At 73.7% G+C, this 13,821-nt stretch carries 10 protein-coding genes; 4 read left to right on the top strand and 6 right to left on the bottom strand.

All coding sequences use genetic code 11. The features are described from left to right. Positions 1-186 precede the first annotated feature (186 nt). The 3 genes from DVA86_RS12400 to DVA86_RS34960 form a co-directional block, all read right to left on the bottom strand. Positions 187-1,167, bottom strand: coding sequence for an SCO0930 family lipoprotein (locus DVA86_RS12400; RefSeq protein WP_208878143.1), 981 nt, complete (start codon positions 1,165-1,167; stop codon positions 187-189). Positions 1,168-1,319: 152 nt separating this feature from the next. After that, positions 1,320-2,846 carry an NADH-quinone oxidoreductase subunit NuoF family protein gene (locus tag DVA86_RS12395; protein ID WP_222623316.1) on the bottom strand — a complete coding sequence of 509 codons (1,527 nt, stop codon included), beginning with the start codon at positions 2,844-2,846 and terminating at the stop codon, positions 1,320-1,322. After that, the gene (locus DVA86_RS34960; protein ID WP_222623315.1) at positions 2,843-3,724 is read right to left on the bottom strand and encodes a ferric reductase-like transmembrane domain-containing protein; all 882 of its coding nucleotides are present in this window, start codon (positions 3,722-3,724) and stop codon (positions 2,843-2,845) included. Before DVA86_RS34960 ends, DVA86_RS12395 begins: the two co-directional genes overlap by 4 nt. Before the next feature lie 422 nt (positions 3,725-4,146). Between DVA86_RS34960 and DVA86_RS12390 the strand changes: the two genes are divergently transcribed. Then, complete coding sequence (locus tag DVA86_RS12390; protein ID WP_208878140.1) at positions 4,147-5,229, top strand: PucR family transcriptional regulator; 1,083 nt, start codon at positions 4,147-4,149, stop codon at positions 5,227-5,229. Positions 5,230-5,356: 127 nt separating this feature from the next. On the opposite strand, the gene DVA86_RS12385 is transcribed toward DVA86_RS12390, so the two are convergent. The 3 genes from DVA86_RS12385 to DVA86_RS12375 all read right to left on the bottom strand — a co-directional run bounded on the left by DVA86_RS12385 (position 5,357) and on the right by DVA86_RS12375 (position 9,598). Further along, positions 5,357-6,880 carry a DUF1996 domain-containing protein gene (locus DVA86_RS12385; RefSeq protein ID WP_208878139.1) on the bottom strand — a complete coding sequence of 508 codons (1,524 nt, stop codon included), beginning with the start codon at positions 6,878-6,880 and terminating at the stop codon, positions 5,357-5,359. Positions 6,881-6,910: 30 nt separating this feature from the next. Then, positions 6,911-7,564: a DUF4142 domain-containing protein gene (locus DVA86_RS12380; protein ID WP_208878137.1), complete on the bottom strand. Its 654-nt coding sequence runs from the start codon at positions 7,562-7,564 to the stop codon at positions 6,911-6,913. Positions 7,565-7,747: 183 nt separating this feature from the next. Continuing rightward, a complete protein-coding gene (locus DVA86_RS12375; RefSeq protein WP_208878135.1) occupies positions 7,748-9,598 on the bottom strand; it encodes an AMP-dependent synthetase/ligase in 1,851 nt (616 codons plus the stop codon). A gap of 208 nt (positions 9,599-9,806) precedes the next feature. On the opposite strand from DVA86_RS12375, the gene DVA86_RS12370 reads away from it, so the two are divergent. From DVA86_RS12370 to DVA86_RS12360, 3 genes are all read left to right on the top strand, one after another. Then, complete coding sequence (locus DVA86_RS12370; RefSeq protein WP_208878133.1) at positions 9,807-11,243, top strand: GuaB1 family IMP dehydrogenase-related protein; 1,437 nt, start codon at positions 9,807-9,809, stop codon at positions 11,241-11,243. A gap of 141 nt (positions 11,244-11,384) precedes the next feature. Further along, positions 11,385-12,110: a class I SAM-dependent methyltransferase gene (locus tag DVA86_RS12365; protein ID WP_208878132.1), complete on the top strand. Its 726-nt coding sequence runs from the start codon at positions 11,385-11,387 to the stop codon at positions 12,108-12,110. 234 nt (positions 12,111-12,344) lie between these two features. Further along, positions 12,345-13,802 carry an amino acid permease gene (locus DVA86_RS12360; RefSeq protein ID WP_208878131.1) on the top strand — a complete coding sequence of 486 codons (1,458 nt, stop codon included), beginning with the start codon at positions 12,345-12,347 and terminating at the stop codon, positions 13,800-13,802. The last annotated feature ends 19 nt before the right edge of the window (positions 13,803-13,821 follow it).

Raw genomic sequence — 13,821 nt, 5'->3', positions numbered from 1 at the left:
CCCGTTCCCGGGCCGCGCCCGGCGCACAATGCGGTGACCGCCCACTGGCGGCTGCCGCGAATCGCTGGCTGAGGGCCGTCCTCAAACGCCGGACGGGCTGGATTCGGCTGGGCGCCATCTTCTGCTGCCGCGCCGGACGGGCTGGATTCGGCGAGGGCCGTCCTCAAGCGCTGCACGGGCTCGTTCTCAAGGCGTCGACGACGACGCCTTCTCGCCGTCCGGCGTGACGGCCCACCACAGACCCATCTTGCCGTGCCCCTCCGTGTCACCGGCGCCCTTGTCGCCGGTGAACCAGTAGACCGGCCAGCAGTCGATCGCCAGCTGCTTCGTGCCGTCGGCACGCTCGTACGTGCTCACGAGCTTGCGCGCGACTCCGTTCAGCTTGTCCTTGTCGACCGGCTTCGCGGGCTTCCACGTGTCCAGGCACGCGCCCGTGCAGTTGGACTTCATGGGCCATGCGGAGTCCTTGTCGAAGCGGTAGAGCGTACGGCCCTTGGCGTCCGACACGATCTCGCCCAGCGCCGGGTCGTCCTCGGCGCGCAGCTGCGTCGTGTCCCGCGGTGGTGCCTTCTTCTGCTGACCGGCCTTCTTGCCGTCCGGCGCGAGCGCGTTCCACGTCCCGGCGACGCCGTGGCCCTTGGTGTCGCCGGGGGCGGTGTCCTTCGCGTAGCGGTACACCGGCCAGCCGCCCAGCGTCAGCTGCCGGGTGCCGTCCGGGCGTTCGACCTTGCCGAGCTTCTCGGCCTTGATGCCCGCGGAGGCGGCAGCGTCCTCGGCCGGTACGGGCGGCCAGGCGTCGGCGCACGCGTCCTCGCAGCTGGAGGCGGGCGGGTCGGTGCTGTCGTCGTCGAAGCGGTAGAGCGTCCAGCCCTCGCTGTCGGTGACCACCGGGCCCAGCTCCGCCACGTCCCGTACGGCGAGGGTCTTGGCGGCGCCGGTGCGGGCGCCGCGGTCCGCGCGGTCGCCGTAGCCGTCGTCGCCCTCTCCGTCCCCGTACGCGCCGCCGTCCGTGTACCCCCCGGCGCCGGGGTCCGCCGCCGAACTGTCGCCCGCGGGCCGCACCCCGCCGTCGTCCTTGGCCTCGCCCTGGCCGTAACCGCAGGACGCCGTCATCGCCACCAGTGCGAGCGCCGCGCCTGTCACCGCCGCCGGACGCCTCTTCCTCATGGTCACTCCCTCGGTCCCGGAACGGCTGTGTGCCGTTCCTCTGCGGAGACCTGTAGTCTGGTGCGGATGGGGCGGAAGTGGCAGGAAGTTAGCGGGAGTTGCTAAAAGCTGAGATGCCGGTCATGGGAGGCAGCGCGGCAGCCCGAAAGGGATCAGCCCTCGAGCCGCAGCGCCAGCGCCGGACAGCGGCGTACGGCGCGCTGCGCCTGCCGGCGCAGGTGCTCCGGTACGGGCGCGGCGGCCCGCGCCGGATAGCCGTCGGCGTCGAGCCGGATCGTGCCCGGCGCCACGCCCGCGCACAGCCCGTGGCCCTGGCACAGCGTCCAGTTCACCACCAGCCGCGCGGGCTCCGCCGGGTCCGCCGGGCCCGGCCGTGCGCCGTCCCCGCCGCCCGTGTCCTCCGGCAGCCCCAGCGTCCCGAGCACCGGTCGCCCGCAGCCGGAGCCGTGCGCGTGCAGCCGGAAGTCGTCGTCGAGCACGTCGAGGGCGGACCGTACGAATCCGGCCGTACCGTCCGGGTGCGCGCACGCCCCGCGCCGGTCCACGGCGTCGGCCCGGCGCCGTACGGCCTCCAGCGCGGCGGTGCCGCCCCCGTCCGCCGCTCCCGCCAACGCGCGTGCCAGCGACGGCAGTCCGAGCACGCACGGGCCGCACTGCCCGGCCGACTCGCCGGCCAGCCAGTGGGCGACCCGTACCGTCTCGCCCACCGGGCACGTGCCCTCGGGCAGCGGCAGCACCGCGCCCGCGCCCAGTGTCGCGCCGAGCGCGGACAGCGAGGCGCGCGACACCAGCGCGCGCCGGGCGTCGTACGGGCGCAGCCAGCGGCCGTGGTAGCCGCCGAGCAGCACGCCCTGGCCGTGTCCGAGGCCGCACAGCTCCAGCACGTACGGCAGCGGCACGCCCGTGGGGGTCTCCACGACGTGCTGCCCCGCGACGGTGAGGAGGGCGGTGCCGGGCTCGTCGGGCAGGCCCGTCTCGCGGTAGCCGAGGGCGCCGAGGCGGGCGGCGACGGCGAGTTGGGCGAAGGTCTCGGTGTTGGAGAAGAGGGTGGGCAGGCCGCCCAGGCCGCGTTCGCTCGTACGGACGCCGCGGCCCGCGGGCAGCGCGGGGCCCTCGTCGAGGCCGCGGGTGAGCGCCGAGGACTCGCCGGTGACAAACCGCTCCGGCAGCCGGGTCACGCTCAGCGGCGGGCGCACCGGACCGCGTTCGGCGATCGCCGCGCCGACCGATGCCTCGACGTCCCGGCGGGTCACCCCGACCCGTACGGTCTCGGCCCGCAGCGCCCGCGCCACCAGCTGCGCGCCGTCCAGCACGAGGTGCGGTGCGTGCAGCAGCAGGGCGGTGTCCTTGAGGCAACTCGGCTCGCCCTCACTGCCGTTGACCACCACGGCCGTACGCCCGTCGGTGCGGCGCCGCGCCGCCGCGAGCACCGCGCGCAGCTTCCGCGCGAACGGGAAGCCCGCGCCGCCGCGGCCGCGCAGCGAGATGTTCTCCGCGAGGTCCACCAGCTCCGCGGGGCGCAGGTCGGGGAGCGAGCCGTGCACCGTCAGGTGCGCGACGCGGTCGAGCCGCGCCGCCTGGTCCAGTCCGGCCAGCAGCCGCGGCGGGCCCAGGCAGGCGAGCGAGGGCGCGGCGGCGGGCCCGTGACTGCGCGGGACGAGCGGTTCGACGGACGTCACACGGCCCTCCTCGCGTGCGGCTCGGGGGCGGCCGGCGACTCGGGCGTACGGGACCAGGGCACCCCGGCCGCGGGCGCGCGCGGGCCGCTCGCGGCGGGGGCCGGAGCGCCGGCCGTACGGGCTTCCTGCGTACGGCCCTCGGGTGCGGGAGCGGGTGCTTCCGGCGTACGGGCCTCGGCCGTGCGCGCTTCTGGCGTACGCCGCCCGGGCGTACGCGGCGGGTTGCGCCCCGGCGCGAGCCGCAGCGCGAGGACGACGGCTGCCCCCGCGACGCACAGCACGTACGCGCACGTCACCCATGTCCCGGGCGTACGCCCGGCCTTGAGGCCGTGCACCAGCGCCAGCGCCCACGCCAGATACGCGCCCATGTGCAGCGCGCGCCACCACCGCGAGCGCCCCGTGGTGGCGAACGCGCTGCGCGCCGCGCCCGTCACGGCCACCGCCACGAACAGGTAGCCCGCCAGCGTGCCCAGCCCGATGAGCACCGGCCGCTGCCCGTCGGTGAACGGCACCGCGGCCGCCCGCCCGCCGGTCGACTCCTCCGCGACCTTCACCCACACGTGCAGTACGAGGAAGCCCAGCCCCGCCACGGCCGTACCCCGGTGCACGCCCTGCGCGAGCAGCCGGTGGTCCGCGCCGAGCAGCCGCCGGTCGGCGGCGGCCAGCCCCCACAGCGCGGTGAGGGTGAGCGAGACGAGCGCGAGCACGCCCGCGCCCCAGTCCAGGAAGGCCCAGGCGCGCCCGGCGGCGCTGCCGCTGACGGTGAGGAACAGCGACAGCAGGAGCGCGACGGCGAAGACCGCGTTCAGCCGTGCGGGCCTCCCTGCGGAGGCGATCCGTACGGCAGCACGCGCACGTGACGTACGGAGGCCGGGCATACGGCGGCTCCGGGACCGGTGGGTGCGCGGAACACGGGAGGAGGGGGATGTGCGGGGGTTCTGCAGCTGGCCTGTGGGCATCTCGATCTCCCCATCAAAACCATGAAGTTCATTCTTGTACGGAATCTGCCCGGCGGCGGTCGGTACGGCCTCCGGTGCTCTCCGCTTTCCGTGCCAATGCGGCGGCACGTGAGTCGCAGCATCTCGGAAGGGCACGAGACCTTCACGAGTTTTATCGCGCTGTGACAAATTCCTGCATGGGGATCGCCGCTGGACCCGGCGGCTGCCGATGATGCCCCCCCAGGGGATGCAGGGGGACCCTCAACTCCGGTGCCGGGCCGGGAAACCGGGGCCGGAGGCAACCTCCGCGGGCCTGACCGTCCCGTGCCGGGCGGGCCCAATCCGGCAGGAACGAGGTAGAGATGTGCGACCTTCTTAACCGCATCTGGGCACGCCCGCGCGGCGAGTGGACGCGCGTTCTGAGAAAGGAACTCCCCACCATCGCCGACCGGATGGTGGATGTCCTGCAGCAGAATATTCCGGGTATATCCGCGCTTCTGGAGGAAATGGAGCGCGAGGACCTGCAATGGGCAGTCGAGCAGGCTCTGCTGACGGCACTCGGATACCAGCGGAAACGTACCGGAACTGCCGAGGAGCCCGTCCGTACACAGCCGCAGGCCGTACGGCGCGTCGCCGCGGCCGTGCCCATCGACCGGGCGCGCAGGCACCTCTTCGCCGTCCTCACCGGCGCCGCCGAGGCGTCCGAGGTGCCGCTGCCCGAACTGGCCAGATCCGCCCGGTGGCCGCTGCCCGACACGGTGCGCGCGGTCGCCCTCGGCTCGCCCTGCGAGGCGCCCCAGCTGGCGGCCGCCCTCGGCAACGTCCTGGCCAGCCCCGTCGAGGGTGAGCTGTGCCTGCTGCTTCCGGACCCCGCGACAGACGAGCACGCGGGCGCCGCCCTGGAGACCGCGCTGCGTGGACGTACGGCAGCGGTCGGGCACGTCGTGCCCCTCAGCGACGCCGCGTCCTCCGTACGGTGGGCGCGCCGGCTGCTCCAGCTGGGGCCGCCGCGCGGCGCCGAGCACGAGGTCGCGTTCGTCTCCGACCACCTGTCGATGCTCCTGCTGCTGCAGGACGAGTCGCTGGCGCGCGCCCTGTCCTCCCGCTGGCTCGCCCCTCTGGCGGACCTCACCCCGAGACAGAGCGAACGGCTCGAAGTCACGCTGCTCGCCTGGCTGGAGGGCGGCGGCGCCCCCGAGGCGGCGAAGACCCTGCGGGTGCACCCGCAGACGGTGCGGTACAGGCTGCGCCAGATCGAGAAGCTGTTCGGTGCGGCCTTACGGGACCCGTACACGCGCTTCGAGCTCGAAATGACCCTGCGCGGACGGCGGCTGATGGCCGAGATGCGCTGTCGCCCCGCGCGGGCGGCCCGCCGGGCCCGTGCCGTCACCGCGGGCATCCGCTCGCTGGGCGTGGCCCGCGAGGCCCGCGTCAACGGGCTGTGACCCTGCGGGAGTTCGTACCGTAGGCCCCGGCCCCCGGCCCGTACGGCGGCATTCCGTACGGCGGCGGCCCCGGACACGGGATGCGTTCCGTGTCCGGGGCCGCCGTTTCCCGTGGCCGGCCGCGGCATCAGCCGCAGTCGCGGCCCTCGTTGATGCAGTCCACGGCCTCGTCCATCAGCTCCTCCGGCATCACGTTGATGAAGTCGCTGTGGTCGGTCACCGGCTTGTGCAGTTGCTCCGGGAAGCTGTCCACGGCGAACGGCGTGTCCTCCGCGGCACCGGCGCCGCGCGGCACGTCGTACGTGATCCGCTGCACCAGCTTCGGCACCGCCGTGAAGCCCTCCGGGCACGAGCCGTCCTCGGCGGCGAACGCCACATGGTCGCGGTGGTTGCCGCTGTCGGTGTTCCGGCCGTCCCAGCAGCTCTGGAACGAGAACGTCCGGACGACCTCGCTGCCCTCGGGGCAGAGCGGGTACCTGTCACGGAGCTGACGGTCCTCGAAACCCTCGCAGCTCCAGGAGGCGTTGGCGTTCGCGTCGCCGTTCGTGAACGCCTTGGCGTCGCCGGTGATGATGCGCAGGAAGCGGGGCATCGCGGTCACGTCGCCCTGCGGGCTGCCCTCGAACTTCAGGGACACGCTGGCGGGTTGGAGGACCTCGCCGACGTTCCCGTCGTCGTGGCCCGCGCCGCCGCCGTGCTGCTCCTGCTGCCCGCCCTGCTGCTCCTGGCCCTGCTGCTCCTGGCCCTGCTGCTCCTGCCCGTCTTGCTGGTCCTGCTGGTCCTGCTCCTGGCCTTGGTCCTGGGCGCCGTTGAGGGAGCGCAGCACCGGCCAGTAGTGGCTGGACAGGTCACCGTTCTCGCAGGTCGTGTCCGCCGCCGCGAGGCTCTCGTCGGTCGAGAAGGCGTCGGTGGACACGTTCCCGACGTAGTCGTGCACGTGGTGGGCGCCGTTGGCGACACCGGGGGCGGCGATGACGTTGTCCGAGTTGAAGTGCCCGTTCTCGTTGCGGCCGCACTCCGTGGTGAACGAGCCGGAGGACGCGTTCTCGCCCTCCTCGGGCGCCGGGGCGTTCGGCTGCACGGTGGTGATGTCGACGAAGTCCTCGGGCACGGGCCCGGTCTGCTGCTCGCCGCCGTCCCCCTCGCCGCCGCCGTCCTCGTTCCCGCTCTGGTCCCCGTCGCCGTCGCCGTCAGCCGGCTGAGCGGTCGTCACGTCGTTCTTCATCCGGCACTCGTTCATCGTGTCCAGCCCGCGCGGAGGCTGCGCGCCCCCGCGCGTGATGCTGTCGGCGATGCCGTCGATGGTCCGGGCGCGCTGCTCGCCGAGTCTCCGCAGCGCGCCGTCCGGAGCGGCGTCGTCCGTGCTCACCTGCCCGTACGCGCCGGCCACCTGCTTGTCCAGCTCCGCCAGCCCCTTCGCGACCTCGGTCTCCGCGCCCTCGGGCACCCGGCCGAGTGCGAGGCCGACGTCGGGGCAGTCGACCGTACGGACCTGGACCCGGCCGTCGCGCGGCGGGCCCTCGTCGTCCTCCGGTCCCGCCGAGGCGTTGGCGGCCAGTGCGGCGATCCCGCCGCCGCTCAGCACCAGTGCCGAGACGACCGCGACCGTCCTGCTCGTCCTGAGTGATCGTTTGTGCGCCTTTTCTCTCATGTGCGGTTCACTCCAGTTCACTTCGCGAGTTCACTTCGCGTCGTCCAGTGCGTCGAAGTCCACGAGTCCGGTGTTCTCGAGGACCGTGATGTGGTCCAGAACGACCGTGTTGGCGCGGTCCGCCAGCGACCGCACGAGCGAGTTGCGCGTACGGTCGCGGACGATGCCGATCAGGCCGAAGACCTTGCCGTGCGCCCGGCGCAGCAGGTTGACGAGCACCCGGTCGAACTCCTCGCCCTGCGCCGCGTCCATCCGGGAGAGCCAGCCGCGCTGCTGCTCGGTGGGCTGGTTCGCCAGGGAGATCCCGAGCGAGCGGCCCGCCTCCACGGCGCGCCGGTCCAGCTCCGTGTGCCCGTCGACCAGGTGGTCGCCCGCCGTCCGTACGGACTTGCGGGTGCCGCGCTCCTGGGCCTGGCGGCCCGAGGGCAGTTCCCACAGCCCGGCGAGCCGCACCTTGCGTACGAAGTCCCGGTCCAGCGCGGTGAGCGGCCCGTACGAGGTGCTCTCCGTGCCGCCGCCGTCGTCGTCCCAGCCCTGCCGGGCCGCCGCCACCGAGCGGTTGCCGTTGAACATCTGGGCGGGGAGCAGCAGCGCGACCACGGTGGCCGCGAGGGCGACGACGATCAGCGCGGTGCCGACCGCCCGTCCCGACGCCAGCGGCGTGCCGGCGATGACGCGTCTCATCCGTCCACCTTCCGCAGTCGTCCTTCGGAGTGCAGACGGACGCTAACGGTGCGGAGGGGCGGCTCGTTCAGGGTTCGTCGTCACCTGACAAAGACCCGCTGAGGGGCGTACGGCGCTGCTACATTGCCGCGCGGACCGGCGTACGGGCATGACGCCGTGCCCGGACGACGCCGTGCCGCCGCGTCAGGCGTACAGCTCGTCGATCTCCGCCGCGTACATGCGGACGATCGCGCCCCGGCGCAGCTTCAGCGACGGCGTCATCATCCCGTTGTCCACGCTGAACTCCTCGGACAGGATGCGGAACGCGCGGATCGACTCGGCCCGGGAGACGGCGCTGTTCGCGGCGGCCACCGCGCGGTCGATCTCCCGCCGCAGCTCCTCGCCGATGGAGCGCCCGTGTACGTTTCCCTGGCCGTACCCGGAGCCCCGGCCCGTACGGCCGTACCGCTGCCAGTGCTCCAGCGCGTCGGGGTCCAGCGTCACCAGCGCCGCGATGTACGGCCGGTCCTCGCCCACGACCAGCGCCTGCGACACCAGCGGGTGCGCGCGCAGCCGCTCCTCCAGGACCAGCGGGGCGACGGTCTCGCCGCCGCTGGTGACGATCACGTCCTTCTTGCGGCCGGTGATCACCAGATAGCCGTCGTCGAGGTAGCCCACGTCGCCGGTGGCGAGCCAGCCGTCGGGCCGCGGCCCCTCGTCCGCCGCGCCGGCCACGTAACCGGCGCAGATCGTGCGCCCGCGCACCCACACCTCGCCGTCCCGCGCGATGTGCAGCGACGTGCCCGGCAGCGGCCTGCCCACCGTGCCGAACCGGGGCCGCTCGGGCGGCTGCGCGGTGACGGCGGCGGTCGTCTCGGTCAGCCCGTAGCCGTCGTAGACGGTGATGCCCGCCCCGGAGAACACCAGCCCGAGCTCGCGGCTGAGCGTCGAGCCGCCGGAGACGACGTTGCGCGTACGGCCGCCCAGCACCGCCCGTATCCGCCGGTACACCAGCCGGTCGGCGAGCGCGCGCCGGACGCGCAGCGCCGGGCCGGGTCCGGGGCCGGTGCCCAGCGCGCGCTGCTCGGCGGCCTCCGCATACTGCTCGGCCGTACGCACGGCCTGCTCGAACAGCCGCAGCCGCCCCTGCTCCTCCGCCGCCCTGCGGGCGCGCGCGAAGATCCGCTCGAAGATGTACGGGACGGCGAACACGCACGTCGGCCGGAACGACGCCAGCGCGGGCAGCAGCGCCTCCGGCGCCGGGTCGCTCTGGTGCCCCAGCAGGACGCCACCGCGCAGGCACAGCACCGACACCATCAGCCCGTACACGTGGCACATGGGCAGGAACGCCAGGATGGCCGGCTGCTCGCCCGGCTCCGCCATCAGCTGCCGCCAGCCCTTGAGCAGGGTGTCGCACTCCACGGCCAGGTTGGCGTGCGTGATGACGCAGCCGCGGGGCGGCCCGGTGGTGCCCGAGGTGTAGATGAGGGCGGCGGTCGAGTCGGGCGTGACCGCCCGCCGGTGCCGGTGCACCTCCTCGTCCGCGACCGGGGTGCCCGCGCTGGTCAGCTTCGCCACGCAGCCCGTGTCCAGCTGCCAGACCCGGCGCAGCGACGGCAGCGTGCCGCAGGCCGAGCCCAGCGTCATCGCGTGCTGCTCGTTCTCGACCACGATGGCGCACGCGCCCGAGCTGGCCAGGATGCGCCGTACCTGGTCCGGGGACGACGTGGGGTAGACGGTGACGACCCGGGCGCCGACGGACCACAGGGCGTAGCTGAACAGCGTCCACTCGTAGCTCGTACGGGCCATCACCGCGACCGGTTCGCCGAACCGTATGCCGTCCGCGAGCAGGCCCTTCGCCAGCGCCAGCACCTCGTTGCGGAAGGCAGCGGCGGTCATCGGGCGCCAGGCGCCGTCCCGTAAGCCGCCCGCACCCTCCTCGCGCCGTGCCAGCTGCGGCAGCCCGGGCTCGCGGGCGGCGGTCTCGTACACCGAGTCGGCGAGGCCGCCCTCGTACACCGGGTCCACCAGGGGAGGAAGGCTGTATTCGCGCATCGCATGCCCCTCCTTCCCGCACGGGTCCTCCCGCTCGGGACGCCGCCCCCGAGTCGGTGGCGGGGGAGCGAAAGGTACCCCTCGCCGGGGCGGCTGCCTAGAGCGTGCGGGGGGCTCGGGACGTCGTGTGATCCGACAAACGCGCCCGTCGGCGCCTGGGGGATCGTCCGTTCTCGTTCTGGTGTGCGGACGTGGGACACTGAGGTACGTGCGTTTTCTCAATGATCAGCGGCCCCCGTACGACCTCACGTACGACGACGTCTTCATGGTGCCCAGCCGCTCCGCGGTCGGGTCCCGGCACGGCGTGGACCTGTCCGCGCCAGACGGCACCGGCACCACCATCCCGCTCGTCGTGGCGAACATGACCGCGGTCGCGGGCCGCCGGATGGCCGAGACGGTCGCCCGGCGCGGCGGACTCGTCGCCATCCCGCAGGACATCCCGGTCGAGGTCGTCGCCGAGGTGGTCGGCTGGGTCAAGCAGCGGCACCTCGTGTACGACACGCCCATCACGCTGGACCCGCACCAGACCGCCGCCGACGCCCTGTCACTGCTGCCCAAGCGGGCGCACGGCGCGGGCGTCGTCGTACGGGACGGGCGGCCCGTCGGGGTCGTGACCGAGTCCGACCTGACCGGCGTGGACCGCTTCACGCAGCTGTCCGAGGTGATGTCGCGCGACCTGTTCCTGCTCGACGCGGGCACCGACCCGCAGGAGGCGTTCAACCAGCTCGACGCCGCCCACCGCAAGCTCGCCCCCGTCGTGGACGGCGACGGCCGCGTCGTCGGCATCCTCACCCGCAGGGGCGCCCTCCGGGCCACCCTCTACACCCCGGCCACCGACGCCCGGGGGCGGCTGCGGATCGCCGCCACCGTCGGCATCAACAACGACGTCGCCGGCCGGGCCAAGGCCCTGCTGGAGGCCGGGGTCGACACCCTCGTCGTGGACACCGCGCACGGCCACCAGGAGCGGATGCTGGATGCGCTGCGCGCCGTACGCGCACTCGACCCGCAGGTTCCCGTCGTCGCGGGCAACATCGTGTCGGCCGCGGGCGTACGCGACCTCGTCCAGGCCGGCGCGGACATCGTGAAGGTCGGCGTCGGGCCCGGCGCCATGTGCACCACGCGCATGATGACCGGCGTCGGCCGCCCGCAGTTCTCCGCCGTCCTCGAATGCGCCGCCGAGGCGCGCAAGTACGGCAAGCACGTGTGGGCGGACGGCGGCGTACGGCACCCGCGCGATGTCGCGATGGCGCTCGCCGCGGGCGCCTCGAACGTGATGATCGGGTCCTGGTTCGCGGGCACCTACGAGTCGCCCGGCGACCTCCAGCAGGCGTCGGACGGCCGGCTGTACAAGGAGTCGTACGGCATGGCCTCCGCACGCGCCGTACGCAACCGCACCAGCGAGGAGTCGGCGTACGACCGGGCCCGCAAGGCGCTGTTCGAGGAGGGCATCTCCACCTCGCGGATGTTCATCGACCCGGTACGGCCCGGCGTCGAGGACGTGGTCGACTCGATCGTCGCGGGCATCCGCTCGGCGTGCACGTACGCGGGCGCGGGCACGCTCGAGGAGTTCGCGGAGCGGGCGGTCGTCGGCGTGCAGAGCGCGGCGGGCTACGCCGAGGGCAAGCCGCTGCACAACAGCTGGTAGCAGTCGGCGGGGCGCCGGGCCGGGCTCCCGTACGCGCCTCGCCCGGCTCCGTACGCCCCGCTCAACACCCCACCACGGCCCGTACTTTCGGCCTCTCCCGAAACACTTCCCCCGCCCCGCCGCCGCTGCTGCCATGGCCCCATGACCGACACACCCCTGAGGGAAACCGAACACTCCGGCACCGGCCCCGGCGACATCACCCCGGACGGCTGCTCCGTCGAGCTGTACACACGGCTGCCCGCCAACGGCGAGCCCGAGATCATCGCGGCGGCCGTGCCCCCGGGCGCCACGCTCCTCGAACTCGGCGCGGGCGCCGGCCGGATGACCCGCCGGCTGCTGGAACTGGGCTTCCAGGTCACGGCCGTCGACGAGTCCGCCCCGATGCTCGCCCACATCCGGGGCGCCCGCACCGTACGCTCCACCATCGAAGGGCTGGCGCTGGGGGAGCGGTTCGCCGCCGTCACGCTGACCTCGTTCCTCGTCAACACCGCCGACCGCGCGCTCCGTACGGAGCTGCTGCGCACCTGTGCCCGCCATGTCGCCCCCGGCGGCAGCGTGATCGTGCAGTGCGAGGGCGAGTGGCACGCCACCCTCGAGCCCGGCTCCGCGTGGGAGCGGAACGGCATGCGGGTGCGGCTCGCCGTACGGGAACCGGCCGGTGACGCCGCGGAGGAGGGCGCCAAACGGGTCACGATGGAGTACGCCTTCGAGGACGCCGCGTGGAGCCAGACCTTCCTCTCCCGCCACCTCACCGAGGGGCAGCTGCGGGAGGCGCTGGAGGAGGCCGGGCTTGTCCTCGACGCGTGGCTGACCGACGACCACACCTGGCTGCGGGCCGTACCGGCGGCACCCGGCGACCCGGCGTGAACGATCCCGCGGCATCGGCCTGTCCGCGCAACGAATCGCCGCGTACGCGCAAGACTCCCGCATTACGGGCCGCCGAGAACGCCTCGTAGGGTTCATCGCTGTACGTGGAGTGGCGGGGACCGCCTGCTCGGCGGTCCCCGGTCGCGACGTGGCCCTCGCCGCGCGGCGCCGGTCCGCCGCGGCCCGCCGTCGCCGTCACCGGACCCACCGCAGCCGACCGCTAGGAGCCACCCCGTGCTGGACCAGGGCGCAGCGCCATCCGCACCACCTCCCGCCCCCTCCTCCCTCGGGGCCCGGCTGATGCGGCGCAAGCCCGTCGACGTGCTGGTCGCGGAGGGCGGCCACGGCGAGGGCGGCAGCCTGCGCCGCACCCTCGGGCTCTGGCAGCTGACGATGATCAGCATCGGCGCCACCCTCGGCACCGGCATCTTCGTGGTCCTCGGCGAAGCGGTGCCGGAGGCGGGCCCCGCGGTCGTCGTGTCGTTCGTGATCGCCGGGCTCACGGCGCTGTTCTCCGCCCTGTCCTACGCCGAGCTGGCCGGCACCATCCCGGTCGCGGGCTCCTCGTACTCGTACGCCTACGCCACCCTGGGCGAGCTGATCGCCTGGGTGTGCGGCTGGTGCCTGATCCTCGAGTACGGGGTGTCGGTGGCCGCCGTCGCCGTCGGCTGGGGCGAGTACCTCAACGAGCTGCTGGACGGCACCCTCGGCCTGACCATCCCGGAGGCCGTGGCGGGCCCGCCCGGCGAGGGCGGGATCTTCAACCTGCCCGCGCTGCTGGTCGTGCTCCTCGCGATGGCCTTCCTGCTGGGCGGCGCCCGCGAGAGCGCCCGCGCCAACGCGGTGATGGTCGCCGTCAAGATCGCGGCGCTGCTCCTGTTCTGCGCCGTCGCCTTCAGCGGCGTACGCGCCGGGAACTACGCGCCGTTCATGCCCCTGGGCATGGCCGGGGTGAGCGCCGCCGGAGCCACGCTGTTCTTCTCGTACATCGGTTTCGACGCCGCCTCCACCGCTGGCGAGGAGGCGAAGGACGCGCAGCGCGACCTGCCCCGCGCGATCATGCTCTCGCTGGTCATCGTCACCGCGCTGTACTGCCTCGTCGCGGTCGCCGCGGTGGGCGCGCTGCCCTGGCAGCGGTTCGACGGCTCCGAGGCGGCCCTCGCGGGCATCATGCACGACGTCACGGGCCAGAGCTTCTGGGCCACCATCCTGGCGTTCGGCGCGGTCGTCGCCATCGCAAGCGTCGTGCTGACCGTCCTCTACGGCCAGACCCGCATCCTGTTCGCCATGTCACGCGACGGGCTCATGCCCCGCGTGCTCTCCAAGGTTCACCCCCGTACGGGCACGCCCCGCGCCAACACCGTGCTCGTCTCGCTGTTCTGCGGCGGGCTCGCGGCGGCCGTACCGCTGGGCCAGCTGGCCGACGCCACCAGCATCGGCACGCTCTTCGCGTTCGCGCTGGTGAACGTCGCGGTCATCGTGCTGCGCCGCACCAGCCCCGGCATGCGGCGCTCCTTCCGGGTGCCGCTCGCGCCGCTCTTCCCGGCGGTCGGCTTCGGCCTGTGCATCTGGATGATGACCAGCCTGGACATCGTGACCTGGGCGGTCTTCGGAATCTGGATGGCGGCCGGGCTTGTGTTCTACTTCGCGTACGGCATGCGCCGCTCCCGACTGGCCACCGCAGAGAAGTGACCCGACCCGCCGTGCGACA

This window comes from Streptomyces armeniacus, assembly GCF_003355155.1.
GTDB lineage: Bacteria > Actinomycetota > Actinomycetes > Streptomycetales > Streptomycetaceae > Streptomyces > Streptomyces armeniacus.
The sequence above is the reverse complement of the archived record's forward strand: the minus strand, read 5'-3'. Positions and strand labels throughout refer to the sequence as shown.